The sequence below is a fragment of the Burkholderia cepacia genome, from assembly GCF_001039005.1.
In the GTDB taxonomy this organism is placed as follows: Bacteria; Pseudomonadota; Gammaproteobacteria; order Burkholderiales; family Burkholderiaceae; genus Burkholderia; species Burkholderia theae.
Genome location: NZ_LDWR01000011.1, coordinates 247,613 through 265,593, shown reverse-complemented (window position 1 = coordinate 265,593; position 17,981 = coordinate 247,613). Strand labels below are relative to the sequence as shown.

14 protein-coding genes and 1 pseudogene are annotated in these 17,981 nt (G+C 65.5%); 10 read left to right on the top strand and 5 right to left on the bottom strand.

Annotation, left to right across the window (positions count from 1 at the left end; all coding sequences use genetic code 11):
* Window positions 1–168: 168 nt before the first annotated feature.
* The gene (locus VL15_RS06250) at window positions 169–885 is read right to left on the bottom strand and encodes a YdcF family protein (RefSeq protein WP_048244049.1); all 717 of its coding nucleotides are present in this window, start codon (window positions 883–885) and stop codon (window positions 169–171) included.
* A gap of 157 nt (window positions 886–1,042) precedes the next feature.
* Between VL15_RS06250 and VL15_RS06245 the strand changes: the two genes are divergently transcribed.
* Entirely contained in the window at window positions 1,043–1,360 is a 318-nt protein-coding gene (locus VL15_RS06245; protein WP_006495354.1) for a hypothetical protein, read from the top strand.
* Between the two features lie 193 nt (window positions 1,361–1,553).
* On the opposite strand, the gene VL15_RS43090 is transcribed toward VL15_RS06245, so the two are convergent.
* Both VL15_RS43090 and VL15_RS06235 read right to left on the bottom strand, forming a co-directional pair.
* Complete coding sequence (locus VL15_RS43090; RefSeq protein WP_048244047.1) at window positions 1,554–1,805, bottom strand: hypothetical protein; 252 nt, start codon at window positions 1,803–1,805, stop codon at window positions 1,554–1,556.
* Between the two features lie 201 nt (window positions 1,806–2,006).
* Window positions 2,007–2,402, bottom strand: a pseudogene (locus tag VL15_RS06235) (transposase); the annotation flags it as partial.
* 431 nt (window positions 2,403–2,833) lie between these two features.
* On the opposite strand from VL15_RS06235, the gene VL15_RS06230 reads away from it, so the two are divergent.
* The 9 genes from VL15_RS06230 (at window position 2,834) to truB (ending at window position 15,041) form a co-directional block, all read left to right on the top strand.
* Window positions 2,834–3,736, top strand: a complete 903-nt coding sequence (locus VL15_RS06230; RefSeq protein WP_034190148.1) for a LysR family transcriptional regulator — start codon at window positions 2,834–2,836, stop codon at window positions 3,734–3,736.
* Between the two features lie 75 nt (window positions 3,737–3,811).
* Window positions 3,812–5,014 (top strand): pyridoxal phosphate-dependent aminotransferase, encoded by a 1,203-nt coding sequence (locus VL15_RS06225; protein WP_048244045.1) that lies wholly within the window; start codon window positions 3,812–3,814, stop codon window positions 5,012–5,014.
* A 272-nt stretch (window positions 5,015–5,286) separates the two neighbouring features.
* Window positions 5,287–6,333, top strand: a complete 1,047-nt coding sequence (scpB, locus tag VL15_RS06220; RefSeq protein WP_048244043.1) for an SMC-Scp complex subunit ScpB — start codon at window positions 5,287–5,289, stop codon at window positions 6,331–6,333.
* A 60-nt stretch (window positions 6,334–6,393) separates the two neighbouring features.
* Window positions 6,394–8,160: a 23S rRNA pseudouridine(2605) synthase RluB gene (gene rluB, locus VL15_RS06215; protein WP_048244041.1), complete on the top strand. Its 1,767-nt coding sequence runs from the start codon at window positions 6,394–6,396 to the stop codon at window positions 8,158–8,160.
* Between the two features lie 458 nt (window positions 8,161–8,618).
* Window positions 8,619–9,077 (top strand): ribosome maturation factor RimP, encoded by a 459-nt coding sequence (gene rimP / locus VL15_RS06210; RefSeq protein ID WP_006752291.1) that lies wholly within the window; start codon window positions 8,619–8,621, stop codon window positions 9,075–9,077.
* Window positions 9,077–10,552, top strand: coding sequence for a transcription termination factor NusA (gene nusA, locus VL15_RS06205; RefSeq protein ID WP_048244039.1), 1,476 nt, complete (start codon window positions 9,077–9,079; stop codon window positions 10,550–10,552). The genes rimP and nusA overlap by 1 nt, the downstream gene beginning before the upstream one ends.
* A gap of 91 nt (window positions 10,553–10,643) precedes the next feature.
* The gene (gene infB / locus VL15_RS06200) at window positions 10,644–13,583 is read left to right on the top strand and encodes a translation initiation factor IF-2 (protein WP_048244037.1); all 2,940 of its coding nucleotides are present in this window, start codon (window positions 10,644–10,646) and stop codon (window positions 13,581–13,583) included.
* A 113-nt stretch (window positions 13,584–13,696) separates the two neighbouring features.
* Window positions 13,697–14,095, top strand: a complete 399-nt coding sequence (gene rbfA, locus VL15_RS06195) for a 30S ribosome-binding factor RbfA (protein WP_048244035.1) — start codon at window positions 13,697–13,699, stop codon at window positions 14,093–14,095.
* 13 nt (window positions 14,096–14,108) lie between these two features.
* On the top strand, window positions 14,109–15,041 hold the full coding sequence (gene truB, locus VL15_RS06190) for a tRNA pseudouridine(55) synthase TruB (protein WP_048244033.1): 933 nt from the start codon (window positions 14,109–14,111) through the stop codon (window positions 15,039–15,041).
* A gap of 83 nt (window positions 15,042–15,124) precedes the next feature.
* On the opposite strand, the gene VL15_RS06185 is transcribed toward truB, so the two are convergent.
* Together VL15_RS06185 and VL15_RS06180 are read right to left on the bottom strand one after the other, a co-directional pair.
* Window positions 15,125–16,684, bottom strand: a complete 1,560-nt coding sequence (locus VL15_RS06185; protein ID WP_048244031.1) for a DHA2 family efflux MFS transporter permease subunit — start codon at window positions 16,682–16,684, stop codon at window positions 15,125–15,127.
* Window positions 16,685–16,714: 30 nt separating this feature from the next.
* Window positions 16,715–17,932 carry an HlyD family secretion protein gene (locus tag VL15_RS06180; RefSeq protein WP_048244029.1) on the bottom strand — a complete coding sequence of 406 codons (1,218 nt, stop codon included), beginning with the start codon at window positions 17,930–17,932 and terminating at the stop codon, window positions 16,715–16,717.
* Window positions 17,933–17,981: the final 49 nt, after the last annotated feature.

Below are 17,981 nucleotides of genomic sequence, written 5' to 3'. Positions count from 1 at the left end.
GACTGCAATCGAGTGCGTGTCGAGTGTAACAAAAGTGACGGATCAATGTGCATCGGATCGCGGCGCAACGCAAGGCCCCGTTGAAGTCGCGCAACAGTTTGTGAATTTCGTCACGCGCTTGCCATCCTGATTGGCGTCGCTATTTCCGCTCCCGTTTCCGCGCAGTCGTCAGAACCATCCGAGCCATCGATAGACGTGGAATTGCGCGATGCCGACCAGTTCGTGCAGCGCTTGCTCGGCGTTGGCCAAATTGCGCCAGCGCGGCAGCCAGCCCGTCTGCGCGCGCCGGAGATTCGCATAAACAGGCTGCGGATCGATGCCGAAACGGTGGAAATCGAGCAAGGCGCGGCGCATCTGGTACGACGACGTGACGAGAATGCGTGCGTCGTCATACTGTGGGCGTAGTATAGACGCAGTGAATTTCGCATTTTCGTAGGTTGTACGGCTGTTCGGTTCGAGAACGAGGTCGGCGGGGGCGATGCCTTCCGCCACGAGTTGGCGGCCGTATACGACCGCCTCGGTTTCGCCGTGGTGCTGCGGGTCGCCGCCCGACATCACCACGGTGCAGCGCTCGGCCTGCTGCCGGCACATGCGATAGAGCGCCGCAACCTTGTGGATGCGCGCGACTCCGTCGGGTGGCGGCCGCAGCCCGGTGTCGGTATGACGCGTTCCGGCGCCGATGAGAATCAGCGTGGTTCGCCCGTGCATGTCAGGGTGTTCGACCGGCGTGACGCCTGCCTCGGTCCAGGCGATCAGCGGTGCCGCGAGCCAGCCTGTCGCGAGCAGCCAGAACAGCGCAACGGCGGCGATCGAGATGGTTCGCCGCCGCTTGCGGCAGAGCATGAAACAGATGAAGAGAAGTACAAATGAATCGAACAGAATCAATTTGATTGGGGTATGGTGTCTTTTTATGGACGGCTGATGATCCGGCCCTGATGCGACGCCGAACGTCGGCCCCCAGAACCGGTGGCGGTATCGGCGGGCGGAGACCCCGCCCGGCGCGCCGCTTCGCATTGTCGCTGCACTTTAAGAAAGAATCGAGATGGCCACGTATTCCAACGAAGCGGTGCTCGACGCATTGAGACGAGTGCAGTACCGCCAGGTTCCGTGGGCACGCCGCCCGGGCGTGTTCGAGTATCTCCGGTCGCTCGGGCTGATGGACACGGTCAGGCAGAAGACCGTTGCCCCCGCGCCGGGTTTCCACGCACCGGTCGACATCGCGGTGCTGACCGATAGCGGTCGAGCCGAATTTTCGCGCCTCGAACGCGACGAGAAATTACTTTCCTGGACCGATCGCCGTATGGACGACTACGCATTGAGCGAAGCGAGCGCCGTGGCGATTCTCGAAAGCCGCCTGTAGCGGCGCACCATCCCGCTCGGGCGTCGCCGCGCAGCCGGCGAGGTCAAAAAAAAGCCCGTATCGCGAGGATACGGGCGTACCGGATACTTTTGCTGCTGCCACGCTGTGCTCATGGCAACGATGTGACTCGTCGCATGCGGCGCAGTTCCCCAAAGCGGGCATTTTCTTTGATGAAATCCTGAGGTTCGCAGTTCTATGGATGACGCGGCATGTCGGACGGCTGCGAGCTGATGCGCGCACGTGCGTTGCTGGCAATGTCGCCGCGCAGGTCGCCACGCGGCACGGTCTGCCGGCCCGACTGCGCAGCGGACGGCGGCTGGCGGACGGTATTCCGGTGATCCTGCTGGCGATGGGGCGGTTTCACGCGATCATCGGCGTGAACTGGAGCGGCCAGCGCCAGGGAAATGACAATGCCGCACGTGACGAGCAGTGACATTGTTTTCATGGCGGGGCTCCCTTCAAGCCGTCGACGCGGCCTGTTGATATATCGCTAAGGTAAGCGTGGGAGTGCAGGCTAGCTGTAAATATTGGTAAATAGATGTATCGCGGCACGACAACGGTAATCGACGGCAATGCAGGCGTCGCGAAAAGGTCGCGTCGCAGAAAGAAACCGGGCGGCCGAAGCCGCCCGATCGAGCATTCGTTACGCCATCTTGACGGGCGCGCGCCAGGATTCCGGGTTGGTCCAGAAGGCGCCGCGCAGCCGGTCGCGGCTCGGCGGTGCGGGCGGCTTCGCAGCGCTTGCGCCAATGCGCCCGCGCAACGAGATCTGCCGGCCGCTCGTACCGAGTCGCTTCACGATTTCGGCGAGCGTGCCGTCCGCCTGCCATTCGTCGAAGCGACGGCGGCAGGTCGGCGGCGACGGATAGCGTCCCGGCAGCTTGGACCAGCCTTCGCCCGTCGACAGCACCCACAGCACGGCATTCACCACCGAGCGGGCTTCCACGCGGGGACGGCCGCGTCGCTCACTCCGTGCGGGTTCCGAGCAAAACAGACCTTCGACCAGCGCCCACTCGTTATCTCTCAAATCGTCGAACAGCATCATGTCCTCACCTCAGCGAAGCTAACTCCGGTGCGCTGCCCTGCGCCGCGCACTCTTCAAGCACTCGATCGTCGAGTGCCGGGTGGGGGCGTCCGGTTGGCCGGCAGCGGCGTTTCTGCTCTTCCGTCCGACGAAACCTGCGCCCTGTGCGCCAGGTAATGCACGAAGCGTGCCATGTCGGAGGTGAATCCCTCGAGAGCCGCTTGGCAGCGAGCTAACGGCTAAGTCAGCTAGGGGCGTATAAGACGCCAAAATAACCCGCCAGCAAATCGGGACAATCACCAATCTTGTGCAGTTCGCCCGCACCACGTGCGTTTGCGTAGATATTGCACCGCAGCGAAACATGTGCGGCAGGTGCCGGATTCGTACATCGGCACCGGGTTCACGCATTAAAATCGCGCATTGATATCGACGATTGATGAGGTCAGGAGATGAACGTCACGCTGCGCCAGCTTCGCGTATTCATCGAGGTAGCGCGGCTCAAGAGCTTCAGTCGCGCGGGCGACGAGATCGGGCTCACGCAGTCCGCGGTCAGCCGCTGCGTGCGTGAGCTCGAGGCCGAGCTCGGGCTGAAGCTGATCGACCGCACGACGCGCGACGTGCAATTAACCGACGTGGGCGCGAACCTGATCGCGAGCGTGTCGCGTCTGCTCGACGATCTCGACGACACGCTGCGCGAGATTCGCGAGATCGGCGAGCAGCGCCGCGGGCGCGTGATCGTCGCGGCGAGCCCGACGATCGCGTGCAGGCTGATGCCGCGCGTGGTTGCATCGTGCGAGCGCCAGTTTCCGTTCGTGACGCTGGGCCTGCGCGACGACGTGCAGAGCGATGTGTTGCGCAAGGTGAAGTCGAGCGAGGTCGATTTCGGCGTCGTGATCGGGCCGCTCACGGTCGCCGATCTCGTCTGCGAACCGCTGATGACCGATTCGTTCTGCCTCGTCGCGCGTGCCGACCATCCGCTCGCGGCACGTGCCGAGGTGCCGTGGACGGCGCTGGACGGCGAGCGCCTCGTGCTGCTCGATCATGCGTCGGGAAGCCGGCCGCTGATCGATGCCGCGCTGGCTGCCCATCACGTCAATGCGACGGTCATGCAGGAGCTCGGGCATTCGGCGACCGTGTTCGGGCTCGTCGAGGCCGGGGTTGGTGTGAGCGTGCAGCCGTGGCTGTCGCTGCCGCTGCCGGCCGGCTCGACACTCGTCGCGCGGCCGCTCACGCCGCGCACCGAACGCACCGTCGAGCTGGTGCGCCGCCGCGACCGGTCATTGTCGCCCGCGGCGCAGGCGATCTGGGAGCTCGTGCGGCAGATGCCGGCGAGGGCGGAAGATCTCGACTGACGTGCCTCGGCGTGCGCCGGCCCGGCTCACAGGCCGGTACACTACGCGGATCGTGTCCCTGGGCGATGGTTCTCGATGACGCATTCTGCAGATTCCTTTCCGGTGACCGGCGAGCCGGCGGCACGCGCCACGGTGAGCGCGCTGCGTCCGTCGCTGATCCGCGAGGTGGCGAACGCCGGCTTCGGCGTGCCGGACATGCTGCCGTTCTGGTTTGGCGAATCCGATCGCGTGACGCCGGACTTCATCCGCGACGCCGCAGCGGCGGCGCTGCGCGACGGCGCGACCTTCTACACGCACAACCTCGGCACTGCGCCGCTGCGCGACGCGATCGCTGCCTACGTCGGCGCGCGGCATGGTGCGACGGCGGCCGACGCGGTGGCCGTGACCAGTTCGGGCGTGAGCGCGCTGATGCTGGCCGCGCAGATGCTGGTCGGGCCGGGCGAACGTGTGGTCGCGGTGACGCCGCTCTGGCCCAATCTCGTCGAGATCCCGAAGATCCTCGGCGCGCAGGTCGAATGCGTGCCGCTCGACTATGGCGACGCGGGCTGGCAGCTCGATGTCGGGCGGCTGCTCGCGGCGCTGACGCCCGATACGCGGATGCTGCTGATCAACTCGCCGAACAATCCGACCGGCTGGACGATGTCGCGCGACGATCAGCAGGCCGTGCTCGCCCATTGCCGCCGTCACGGTATCTGGCTGGTCGCCGACGAGGTATATGAACGGCTCGCGTTCGGCGCGGGCGGCGCGCCGTCGTTCCTCGATATCGCTTCGCGTGACGAGCGGGTCGTCGTCGTGAATTCGTTCTCGAAGGCGTGGGCGATGACGGGCTGGCGGCTGGGCTGGCTGATTGCGCCGGCATCGGTGATGGGCGATCTGTCGAAGCTCGTCGAATACAACACGTCGTGTGCGCCGGGCTTCGTGCAGGCCGCGGGCGAGGTCGCGCTGCGCGACGGCGAGCCGTTCGTGCGGTCGTTCGTCTCGGCGCTGCGCGATGCTCGCGATCACCTGGTCGCCGCGCTGCGGACGCTGCCGGGTGTCGAGGTGCCGCCTCCGCCGGGCGCGATGTACCTGTTCCTGCGTCTGCCGGGCGCGGCCGACAGTCTCGCGTTCTGCAAGACGCTGGTGCGCGAAGCGGGGCTCGGTCTTGCGCCCGGGCGTGCATTCGGTCCGGAGGGGGAAGGCTTCGTGCGCTGGTGCTACGCGTGTGATCGGGCACGACTCGACGCGGGCGTCGAGCGGTTGCGCCAGTTCCTCGCGCGCGGCGCGGCTGCCCGCTGAAGCAGGGCCGGAGCGGACGCGGCGCACTGGCGGTGGCCCGCTCGGTCCATCTTTACGCACCGGGCAATTTTGCGTAATATGGCGCTCAGTCACGCGGTTCCGTCGTTGAGCCGTGCTGTTCCGTCCGGTTTGGGCCTGGCCTGAAGTTGGTTCGCCGCCCCCGGTTCGTGCTCCCATCAATATGACCGATCAGAATCGGGCGAGCGCGTCTTCCGTTCATTTCGTCTGTTTGTTGATCCGGTTCGTTTGACCACAGGGTCTGGCCTAGCTGCATGAATACCCAAGAGGCGAAGATCGTCCTCGAGACTGCTTTGATCTGCGCGCAGGAACCGCTGAAGCTCGGCGATTTGCGCAAGCTCTTTGCCGACGGCGTGTCGGCTGACACGGTCCGCACGTTGCTCGAAGATCTGAAACAGGATTGGTCCGGCCGCGGGGTCGAACTGGTGGCGCTGGCGACCGGCTGGCGCTTTCAGAGCAAGCCGGCGATGCGTCACTATCTGGATCGCCTGCATCCCGAGAAGCCGCCGAAATATTCGCGCGCGGTGCTCGAAACGCTCGCGATCATCGCGTACCGGCAGCCCGTCACACGCGGCGACATCGAAGAGATTCGCGGCGTGACGGTCAATACGCAGGTGGTCAAGCAGCTCGAGGATCGCGGCTGGATCGAGGTGATCGGTCATCGTGACGTGCCGGGGCGTCCGGCGTTGTACGCGACGACCAAGCAGTTTCTCGACGATCTCGGCCTGAAGGCGCTCGACGACCTGCCAGCGCTCGAAGAGCCGGCCGCGAACATCGAGGCCGCGCTGCTTGCGCAGCAGGCAATCGACTTCGAGGGTGACGTGTCGGCTGCCGACGACGCAACGGACGATGTGCCGCAAGCGCAGGCGGAAGAAGTGTCCGCCGGCCGATCGGTCGAATTGCCGGGCGATGGCGTGACGGACGTCGCGACGACGCAGGAAATCCCGAGCCGCGATACGCTCGATGCTGATCGCGGGCAAACGGAACAAATGGAACAAGCGGAACAGGTTGGTGCCGAAGTAGCGCCGACCGGTGCGCAGCCCGAGCCGCTGCGCGCGGATTGGAGCGAGGAAGATCGCAAGGCGGCCGCCGAAACGGCTGCCGGAGACGGAGCGGAAGCGGCCGGCGACATGCCCGGCGAGGCTGTTCAGGCCGACGCGTCCCGTTCCCGTCCCGCGGACTGCGAGATGCTGGACGACACGTCCGACAGTCTCGCGGATGCCGTACGAAGCGCCAGTGCGCCCATCGGCGCCGACGCGCTGCCGGACGACGAAGCAGAACCCGAACAGCGTCGCGCCTGAACGCGGCCAACTTCTTGCCGCGCCCGCGCCGGGCGCGAGACCTGACATTTTGAGGTTGTTTTGACAGATATCCACGATATTGAATCGTCCGCGCCTGCCGTGCAGGCAGCGCGTGCCGACGATGCACCGGAGCAGGACGCTTCGGCCGCGGGTGGCGACGACCGTCCCCGCCGCGGTCTGCGGCGAGGTCCGCGCAGCCTGATCGCGCGCCGTCGCGCGGCGGCCAAGTCGAAGGGCGCCGAAGGCGAGTCGCAGGGCGGCGAAGGCGCGGACGCGCAGCCGGTCGAGGCCGTCGAAGCGCAGCCGGCGCGTGCGCCGCGCAAGGAAGGTACGGCCAAGGGCGGTCGCAAGCCGGCCGCCGGCGGCAAGCGCGAAGGCGCGGCCAAGGGCGGCCAGGGTGCGCAGGGCGGCCAGGGTCGACGCGGTGGTGCACCGAAGGCCGAAGGTGGCCCGGTAAAGGCGGAGGGCGATGCGTCCCAGGACGAACTGTTCGCATACGTGACGTCGCCGGCATTCGACGCGGACAACTCCGCGGGCGGTAGCGGCGTGCGTGCGCCGATGCTGCGTCGCGGCCGCAGCCAGCCGGCGAACAAGCGCGTGCTGTCGCCGGACGACGACGCGCCGAAGCTTCACAAGGTGCTGGCGGAAGCGGGCATGGGCTCGCGCCGCGAAATGGAAGAACTGATCGTCGCCGGCCGCGTGTCGGTGAACGGCGAGCCCGCGCACATCGGTCAGCGCATCATGCCGACCGATCAGGTGCGGATCAACGGCAAGCCGGTCAAGCGCAAGCTGCCGAACAAGCCGCCGCGCGTGCTGCTGTACCACAAGCCCACGGGCGAGATCGTCAGCCATGCGGATCCGGAAGGCCGTCCGTCGGTGTTCGATCGCCTGCCGCCGATGAAGACGGCGAAATGGCTGGCGGTGGGCCGCCTTGACTTCAATACCGAAGGTCTGCTGATGCTGACGACTTCGGGTGATCTCGCGAACCGCTTCATGCATCCGCGCTACAGCGTGGAGCGCGAGTACGCGGTACGCGTTGTTGGCGAGCTGACCGAGGGCAACCGGCAGAAGCTGTTGCACGGTGTCGAGTTGGATGACGGCCCGGCGAACTTCCTGCGTATTCGCGACGGCGGCGGCGAAGGCACGAATCACTGGTATCACGTCGCGCTGGCCGAAGGCCGCAACCGCGAAGTGCGGCGGATGTTCGAGGCGGCCGGCCTGATGGTGAGCCGGCTGATTCGTACGCGTCACGGCCCGATCCCGCTGCCGCGTGGCCTGAAGCGCGGCCGCTGGGAGGAGCTCGACGATGCGCAAGTGCGCAAGCTGATGGCGACCGTCGGCCTGAAGGCGCCGTCCGAAGAGAAGGGCAAGCGCGGCGGTGAGCAGGCCGAGCGGCGCCAGCCCGATCCGATGGAGACGTCGATGGGGTTCCTCAACCGTGAGCCGGTGTTGACGACGCACGGTCAGCTAGACCAGCCGCGTCGCGGCGGTGGTCGGCGCGGCGGGCCGGGCATGCCCGGCCTGAGCGGCTACGGTAGCCTGCCGGTCACGCCGTCGGGCTACGGCAATCGTGCAGGCGGCGGCCGCGATGGCAACCGCTCGGGGGGCGGCCGTGACGGCAATCGCGCTGGCGGTGGTCGCGATGTCGACGGCAATCGCGCGTCTTATGGCGCAGGCCCCAAGCGCGAAGGCGCGGGCGGCAAGCGCAGTGGTCCTCCCAAGGGCGGCAATCGCAATCCGAACGGCAATCGTCCGGAAGGTGGTGGCAACAGCGGCGGCCCGCGTGGCGGCCAGCGTCCGCAACGCACCCGTACGCGCAGCCGCTGAGCGTTCGGGCACGCGGCGGCGCAAAGCCGCCGGCGTGCCGGCACGATCGGCATCCGTCCGGTTTTGTCGGCACGACGCATTGCGTTGATTGCTTTCGACTGTATATATATGCCGCGTGCCGCTGGATGGTCGTCGGCATGGCCGATTTCCGGCGCGGCAGGATGGCGCCGGTCGATCGGGCAGTCCGATTTCGCATTTTCGGTCCGTAAAGGCAGGCGACACGCTGCTTTTACCGGCTGGCTTGGCGTTTGCGCCAAAAATCGCTATAATCGCGGAGTCGCTGGGCGTACGGATTCAATGTGCGGCTCAGGTGCGACCACCAGTAAGAAGATGGGCGTTCCGCCCATTTTTTTTTGCTGAAACGGTTAGGCATCTCGGGTAGCGCTTCCTGCGCCGGCTAAGGCGCGCGCCCGCGGGTGTAATCGCGAGCGGCGGGCGCGAACACCTGAGAGGACACAGTGCAACTGACGGAACTGATAGAAACCACGGTCACCGGGCTCGGCTACGAGCTGGTGGATCTCGAGCGCACCGGGCGCGGCATGCTTTGCATCTATATCGATCAGCTTGCCGGCATCTCGCTCGAAGATTGCGAAAAGGTCACGCGTCAGCTCCAGCACGTCTTGACGGTCGAAAACATCGATTACGAACGGCTCGAAGTCTCGTCCCCGGGGCTCGACCGCCCGTTGAAGAAGCTGGCCGACTTCGAGCGCTTCGCTGGCAGCGAAGTTTCCGTGACCTTGAAAAAGCCGCTGGACGGGCGCAAGACGTACCGGGGCATTCTGCACGCGCCGAATGGCGAAACGATCGGTTTGGAATTTGAAGGGAAGAAGGGCGAGGCGGCCATGCTGGATTTCACGCTGGCCGATATCGATAAAGCCCGCCTGATTCCGCAAGTTGACTTTAGGAGCCGCAAATAATGAGTCGCGAAGTGTTGATGCTGGTGGATGCGCTGGCGCGCGAGAAAAACGTCGAAAAGGATGTGGTGCTGGGCGCCCTCGAGGCTGCGCTCGCGTCCGCGTCCAAGAAGCTGTTCGACGAAGGCGCCGAAATCCGCGTCCATATCGATCGCGAAAGCGGCGAGCACGAAACCTTCCGTCGCTGGCTCGTCGTGCCCGACGAGGCAGGCTTGCAGGAGCCGGATCGCGAGATCCTGCTGTTCGAAGCACGTGAGCAGAAGCCCGACGTCGAAGTCGGCGAATATGTCGAGGAACCCGTACCGTCGATCGAGTTCGGCCGCATCGGCGCGCAGGCCGCGAAGCAGGTGATCCTGCAGAAGGTGCGCGACGCGGAGCGCGAGCAGATCCTGAACGATTACCTCGAGCGTGGCGAAAAGATCATGACGGGTACGGTGAAGCGCCTCGACAAGGGCAACTTCATCGTCGAATCGGGCCGTGTCGAGGCGCTGCTGCGCCGCGATCAGCTGATCCCGAAGGAAAACCTGCGCGTGGGCGACCGCGTGCGTGCGTACATCGCAAAGGTCGACCGCACCGCGCGCGGCCCGCAGATCGAGCTGTCGCGTACGGCGCCCGAGTTCCTGATGAAGCTGTTCGAGATGGAAGTGCCGGAAATCGAGCAGGGCCTGCTCGAAATCAAGGCAGCGGCCCGTGACCCGGGCGTGCGCGCGAAGATCGGCGTCATCGCATACGACAAGCGGATCGATCCGATCGGCACCTGCGTCGGCATCCGCGGCTCCCGCGTGCAGGCCGTGCGCAACGAGCTCGGTGGCGAAAACATCGACATCGTGCTATGGTCGGAGGATCCCGCCCAGTTCGTGATCGGCGCGCTCGCGCCGGCAGCCGTCCAGTCGATCGTCGTCGATGAAGAAAAGCACTCGATGGACGTGGTCGTCGACGAGAACGAGCTGGCTGTCGCGATTGGCCGCAGCGGTCAGAACGTTCGCCTTGCCGGCGAACTGACCGGCTGGCAGATCAACATCATGACGCCGGACGAATCCGCCCTGAAGCAGGGTGAAGAGCGCGACCGGCTGCGTGCGCTGTTCATGGCGCGTCTCGACGTCGACGAAGAAGTTGCCGACATCCTGATCGACGAAGGCTTCACGAGCCTCGAAGAAATCGCTTACGTGCCGCTCAACGAAATGCTCGAAATCGAGGCGTTCGACGAGGACACCGTGCATGAACTGCGCAACCGCGCACGCGACGCGCTGTTGACGATGGCCATCGCGAACGAAGAAAAGGTCGAGAACGCAGCGCTGGATCTCAAGAGCCTCGACGGCATCACGCCGGAGTTGCTCGCGAAGCTGGCCGAACACGGCATGCAGACGCGAGACGATCTCGCCGAGTTGGCTGTGGATGAACTGGTCGACATGACCGGGATGGAAGAGGATGCCGCTAAGGCGTTGATCATGAAAGCACGTGAACACTGGTTCCAGTGAGAAATGACCATGGCGCACTGATTTGATGGCGGCCGTATGGCCTGACCCGATGCTAACAGCAAGGAATCGGTCCTTGCACTAAGAGGAATGAATGGCGAGTAACAACGTAGCCCAATTTGCCGCGGAACTGAAAATGCCTGCTGGTGTGCTGCTCGAACAGCTGCAGGCAGCGGGCGTCCAGAAAGCGAGTGAAGACGATGTGCTGTCCGAGACGGACAAGGCGCGTCTGCTCGATCATTTGCGCAAGTCGCACGGCGCAACCGACGGCGATAAGCGCAAGATCACGCTGACCCGCAAGCATACGTCGGAGATCAAGCAATCTGACGCGACGGGCAAGGCTCGCACCATTCAGGTCGAGGTCCGCAAGAAGCGTACGTTCGTCAAGCGCGACGACGTGAGCGAGGGTGCGGAACAGGGTCAGGCGCAGGTCGCCGAAGCGGACGACGATGCAGAACTGAAGCGTCGCGAGGAAGAAGCGCGCCGCGAGGCCGAGCTGCTCGAGAAGCAGGCGCAGGAACTGCGCGAACGCCAGGAACGCCTGGAGCGCGAGGAAGCCGAGCGCCGCGCCCGCGAGGAAGCGGCCGAAGCCGAGCGCCGTCGCGCCGAGGAAGAAGCTGCGGCGAAGCGTGCCGCGGCCGAAGCCGCTGCGGCACAGCAGCAGGCGGCAGCGCAGCAGCAGGCCGCCGCGGCCGAGCAGGAAGCACCGGTTGCGCAGTCCGCGCAGGACGAAGCGCGCGCGGCCGCCGAAGCACGTGCGGCTGCCGAACGCGCGGCGCAGCGCGAAGCGGCGAAGAAGGCCGAGGATGCTGCCCGCGAGGCGGCGGACAAGGCGCGCGCCGAGCAGGAAGAGATCAGCAAGCGCCGTGCGGCCGCCGAGGCCGAAGCGCGTGCGATCCGCGAAATGATGAACACGCCGCGCAAGGCCGTGGTCAAGGCAGTCGAGCCGCCGAAGCCGGTCGAGCCGCCGAAGCCGGCCGAAGCGAAGGGCACGCTGCACAAGCCGGCGAAGCCGGAAGGTGCGCAGGCACGTCCGGCGGTGAAGAAGCCGGCCGGCGCTGCACCGGCAACGACGCAGGCACCGGCAGGCGCGGGCGATCGCAACAAGAAGCCGGGCGCAGGCAAGGGCGGCTGGCAGGACGACGCGGCGAAGCGTCGCGGCATCAAGACGCGCGGCGATTCGAGCGGCGGCGTCGACCGCGGCTGGCGCGGCGGCCCGAAGGGTCGCGGCCGTCACCAGGACAGCGCATCGTCGTTCCAGGCGCCGACCGAACCGATCGTCCGTGAAGTGCACGTGCCGGAAACCGTTTCGGTTGCCGATCTCGCGCACAAGATGTCGATCAAGGCCTCGGAAGTCATCAAGGTGATGATGAAGATGGGCCAGATGGTCACGATCAACCAGGTGCTGGACCAGGAAACGGCGATGATCGTCGTCGAGGAACTGGGTCACCGCGCGGTTGCCGCGAAGCTGGACGATCCGGAAGCGCTGCTCGTCGAAGGCGAAACGACCACCGATGCGGAGCAACTGCCGCGTCCGCCGGTCGTCACGGTGATGGGTCACGTCGACCACGGCAAGACCTCGCTGCTCGACCACATTCGCCGCGCGAAGGTTGCGGCGGGCGAGGCGGGCGGCATTACGCAGCACATCGGCGCTTATCACGTCGACACGCCGCGCGGCGTCATCACGTTCCTCGATACGCCGGGTCACGAAGCGTTCACGGCAATGCGTGCACGCGGTGCGAAGGCGACCGACATCGTCGTGCTGGTGGTGGCGGCCGACGACGGCGTGATGCCGCAGACGAAGGAAGCAATTGCCCACGCGAAGGCGGGTGGTGTGCCGATCGTCGTCGCGATCAACAAGATCGACAAGCCGGAAGCGAATCTCGATCGCGTCAAGCAGGAGCTGGTCACGGAAGGCGTCGTGCCGGAAGAATACGGTGGCGATTCGCCGTTCGTGCCGGTGTCGGCGAAGACGGGTGCGGGCATCGACGATCTGCTCGAGAACTTGCTGCTGCAGGCCGAAGTGCTGGAACTGAAGGCACCGGTCGAAGCACCGGCCAAGGGTATCGTGATCGAAGCGAAGCTCGACAAGGGCAAGGGCCCGGTCGCGACGATCCTCGTGCAGTCCGGTACGCTGAATCGTGGCGACATCGTGCTCGCGGGCTCGGCCTACGGCCGCGTGCGCGCGATGCTCGACGAGAACGGCAAGCCGACGAAGGAAGCCGGCCCGTCGATCCCGGTCGAAATCCAGGGTCTGTCGGAAGTGCCGGGCGCGGGCGAGGAAGTGATCGTGCTGCCGGACGAGCGCAAGGCGCGTGAAATCGCACTGTTCCGTCAGGGCAAGTTCCGCGACGTGAAGCTCGCGAAGCAGCAGGCCGCGAAGCTGGAAAGCATGCTCGAGCAGATGGGCGAAGGCGAAGTGCAGAACCTGCCGCTTATCGTCAAGGCCGACGTGCAGGGTTCGCAGGAAGCACTCGTGCAGTCGCTGCTCAAGCTGTCGACCGACGAAGTGCGCGTGCAGATCGTGCACGGCGCGGTGGGTGGCATCAGCGAAAACGACGTCAACCTTGCAACGGCATCGAAGGCGGTCATCATCGGCTTCAACACGCGTGCGGATGCGCAGGCGCGCAAGCTCGCGGAAGCCAATGGCGTCGATATCCGCTACTACAACATCATCTATGACGCAGTGGATGAGGTGAAGGCGGCGATGTCGGGCATGCTGGCGCCGGAGAAGCGCGAAGTCATCACCGGTACGGTCGAGGTGCGCCAGGTGTTCAAGGTGCCGAAGATCGGCGCGGTCGCAGGCTGTATGGTCACGGACGGTATCGTCAAGCGCTCGTCGTCGGTTCGCGTGCTGCGCAACAACGTCGTGATCTTCACGGGCGAACTCGAATCGCTGAAGCGCTTCAAGGACGACGTGAAGGAAGTCAAGCAAGGCTTCGAGTGCGGCATGTCGGTGAAGAACTTCAACGACATCGTGGAAGGCGACCAGTTCGAAGTCTTCGAAGTGACCGAAGTCGCGCGTACGCTGTAATCGTCGCGTATCGGCTCATGGGCGGGGCAGGCTTGGGCTTGTCCCGCCCATTTTTCATGGCGACCCGCCAAAAGGCGGCCGCATTATCCTGATAAACGAATCAGGGATCGATCATGTCCAGGAAACGAACTTCCCCCAATCGCAACGTTCAGATCGCCGACCAGATTCAGCGCGATCTGTCCGAACTCATCATGCGCGAGGTCAAAGACCCGCGTATTGGCATCGTCACCATCCAGAGCGTGGAACTCACGCCGGACTACGCGCACGCGAAGATCTACTTCACGGCGCTGACCGGCGATCCGGCCAAGACGCAGGAAGCGCTGAACCACGCATCGGGTCACTTGCACAACCTGTTGTTCAAGCGCCTGCACATCCATACGGTGCCGACGCTGCATTTCCACTACGACCAGACGATCGAGAAGGCCGTGGAAATGTCGCGCCTGATCAAGGAAGCGAACTCGACGCGCGCGAAGGACGACGACGAGGCTGACGCACCCACCAAGGACGATTGAGCGCGACCGGCCTATGACGACTGCAGCACCCCAACGTCCGCGCGTGCCCCGGCGCGCGCTGGATGGCGTCCTCCTGCTCGACAAGCCGGTCGGCCTGTCGAGCAACGATGCGCTGATTCGCGCGAAGCGTCTGCTGCTCGCGAAGAAAGCCGGTCATACCGGCACGCTCGATCCGCTGGCCTCGGGCCTGCTACCGCTGTGCTTCGGCGAGGCGACGAAGTTCTCGCAGGACTTGCTCGAAGCCGACAAGACCTACGAAGCGACGATGCGTCTCGGCCTGCGCACGGCCACCGGCGACGCGGAAGGTGAAGTGATCGACACGCGGCCCGTCGAATGCGACCGCTCGGCGGTTGAAGCCGCGCTCGTGCGCTTCACCGGCGAGATCGTGCAGGTGCCGCCGATGTATTCGGCGCTCAAGCGCGACGGCAAGCCACTGTACGAATATGCGCGCGCGGGCCAGACCGTCGAGCGCGAAGGGCGCAACGTGACGATCCATGCGCTCGACCTGCTCGCCTGCGAGCTGCCCGACGTGACGTTTCGTGTGACCTGCAGCAAGGGTACCTATGTGCGCACGCTGGCGGAGGATATCGGCGAGGTGCTGGGTTGCGGTGCGCATCTGACGATGCTGCGTCGCACGGGTGTCGGTGCGCTGACGCTCGAGCATGCGGTGACGCTCGATGCGCTGTCGGACGCCGACGAATCGGCGCGCGATGCGTGGCTCCAGCCGGTCGATGCATTGCTGTCCACGTTTCCGTTAGTTCGGCTCGACGACGCGGGTGCTAAGCGGTTCCTGCACGGCCAGCGTCTGCCGCTGTCGGAACTCGCGCAGATCGATGCGGCCGAGGGCGAGCGCGTGCGCGTCTACGACGCAACGCGGCTGCTTGGTGTGGCGCGCAAGGCGAACGGTGTGCTCGCACCGGAACGGCTCGTCGTGACCACTGCATGATCAGGCGGCGCGAGTGCGCCGTCGGAGCAAAAAAAAGCCCGGTCGATTTCGACCGGGCTTTTTTGTTTGGTGCGCGGTGATGCTCAGTGCGCCGCCGATGCCGCTGCGCCGGCATCGCCGCCGCCCGCGCGTTCGGGCTTCGTGATCCAGATCAGCGCAATCAGCAGCACGAAGATCGCCGCCGAGATGTAGAACAGGTCGTTCACGCCGAGCTGCGCGGCCTGCTGCGTGGCCAGGTTGTTGATGAGGCCGTGCGCCTGGTCCTGCGTCAGCCCGAGACTGCCCATCTGCGTGACGGCCTGGTTGAACGTCGGGTTGTACACGTTCGCCTGCTCGACCAGCTGCGCGTGGTGGAAGTTGTTGCGATGATCCCACGCAGTCTGGAAGATCGACGTGCCGATACCGCCGCACATGATCCGCACGAAGTTCGACAGACCGGACGCCGCCGGGATGCGGTGGCCGGGGAGGCCGGACAGCGTGATCGACACCAGCGGAATGAAGAAGCCGGCCATCGCGACACCTTGCACGAGCGTCGGCAGCGTGAGTGACCACTCGTCGACGCTCGTCGTGTACCCCGATCGCATCCAGAAGCACAGCGCGAATATCAGAAATGCGGCGGTCGCGATGTAGCGCGGATCGGTGCGCGGCAGGAACTTGCCGGTCAGCGGCGACAGCAGGATCGCGAACAGCCCGACCGGCGCCATCACGAGACCGGCGTCGGTTGCCGTGTAGCCGATCTGGGTCTGCAGCCACAGCGGCAGCAGCACGAGGTTGCCGAAGTAGAGCCCGTAACCGACCGCCAGCGCGATCGTGCCGCCCGTGAAGTTGCGCCGGCGGAACAGCGACAGGTCGACGACGGGGTGCTCGGCGGTCAGTTCCCAGATCACGAAGAACGCGAACGAGATGATCGCGATCAGCGCGAGCGCGACGATCGTCGTCGACGCGAACCAGTCCAGATCCTTGCCCTTGTCGAGCATGACCTGCAGCGAGCCGACCCACAGCACGAGCAGCGCAAGGCCGACGCCGTCGATCGGTGCGCGGCGCACCGTCGATTCGCGCGTGCGATAGATCGACCACGTGGCGAGTGCGGCGGCGATGCCGACCGGGATGTTCACGTAGAAGATCCACGGCCACGAGTAGTTGTCCGAGATCCAGCCGCCGAGGATCGGGCCCGCGACCGGCGCGATCAGTGTCGTCATCGACCACAGCGCGAGCGCCATCGGTGCCTTGGCACGCGGGTAACTCGACAGCAGCAGCGATTGCGACAGCGGAATCATCGGCCCCGCGACCGCACCCTGGAGGACGCGCGACGCGAGCAGGAACGGCAGGCTCGGTGCGAGTCCGCACATCCACGACGAGATGACGAACAGGATGATCGACGCGAGGAACAGGCGAACCTGTCCGAAGCGGTCGGTCAGCCAGCCCGTCAGCGGCACGGAGATCGCGTTCGCGACCGCGAACGACGTGATGACCCACGTGCCCTGGTCGGACGACACGCCGAGGTCGCCCGAGATGGTCGGGATCGCGACGTTCGCGATGGACGTGTCGAGCACGTTCATGAACACCGCGAGCGATACCGCGATCGTCCCGATCACGAGTTTCCCACCCTGCAAGGGCGGGTGGGAGACAGGAGCCTGTGCCATGTGTCGGTAGTTTTTCCGGAGTCGGAGCGGTTACATCATCTTCGCGGCGCTGTTCGACTTCGCCGCGGCCGGTGCCGCTGCATTGCCGCCCGCGTTCTCGGCGATGATGCGCGCGATTTCGGCGTCGGCTTCGTCGCCGTACTTCGCGAACACGTTGGTCTCGTAGACGGTGTTCGGCGCGTTGACGAGCTGGTCGCCGCGTTCGTCCTTGATGTCCACGTCGACCTGCATCGACAGGCCGATGCGCAGCGGATGCTTGTCGAGATCCTTCGGGTCGAGCTCGATACGCACCGGCAGGCGCTGCACGACCTTGATCCAGTTGCCGGTCGCATTCTGTGCCGGCAGCAGCGAGAACGCGGAGCCGGTGCCGGCCGAGAAGCCGACGACCTTGCCGTGGTAGGGGACCGACGAGCCGTAGATGTCGGCCGTCAGTTCGACCGGCTGGCCGATGCGCATGTGCTTGAGCTGGACTTCCTTGAAGTTCGCGTCGACCCACACGGCATTCAGCGGCACCACCGACATCAGCGGCGTGCCCGGGGACACGCGCTGGCCAACCTGCACCGAGCGCTTCGCGACATAACCGGTGACCGGCGCGGGCAGCACGTTACGCGCGTTCGCGAGGTAGGCGTCGCGAACCTTCGACGCCGCGGCGAGCACGTTCGGGTGCGATGCGACCGTCGTGTTCGCGGTCAGCGCGCGGTTCGATGCGAGCTGCTGCTGCGCGGCGTCGAGCGACGCCTGCGCGGCCTTCACGGCGTCACGCGCATGCGAGATTTCTTCCTGCGACACCGCGCCCGTCTGTGCAACGGCCATGCGGCGGCGCAGGTCGTCGTCGGCCTTCGACAGGTCGGACTGGCGCAGCGCAACCTGCGCGCGGTACTGGTCGTCGTTGACGAACAGGCCGCGCACCTGGCGCACCGTCTGCGCGAGGTTGGCTTCCGCCTGCTGCAGCGCGACCTGCGAATCGGCCGGGTCGAGCACGACCAGCGGATCGCCGGCCTTGACGGTCTGCGTATCGTCGGCCTTCACGGCGATCACGGTGCCGGTGACCTGCGGCGTGATCTGCACGACGTTGCCGTTCACGTAGGCATCGTCGGTTCCTTCATGGAAGCGGGCGACGAGGAAGTAGTACAGGCCGTACGCGATGGCCGCGATCACGATGACCGCGACGAGCAGCGTCATCATCCGCTTGCGCTTCCCGTTGTTCTGCGACTGTGCGCTGGCGGCGTTTTGTTGAGGGTCGCTCATGGCGATTTTCTCCGTCCGTTATTTCGAGTGTCTGCGTAGTGGTGGCGCC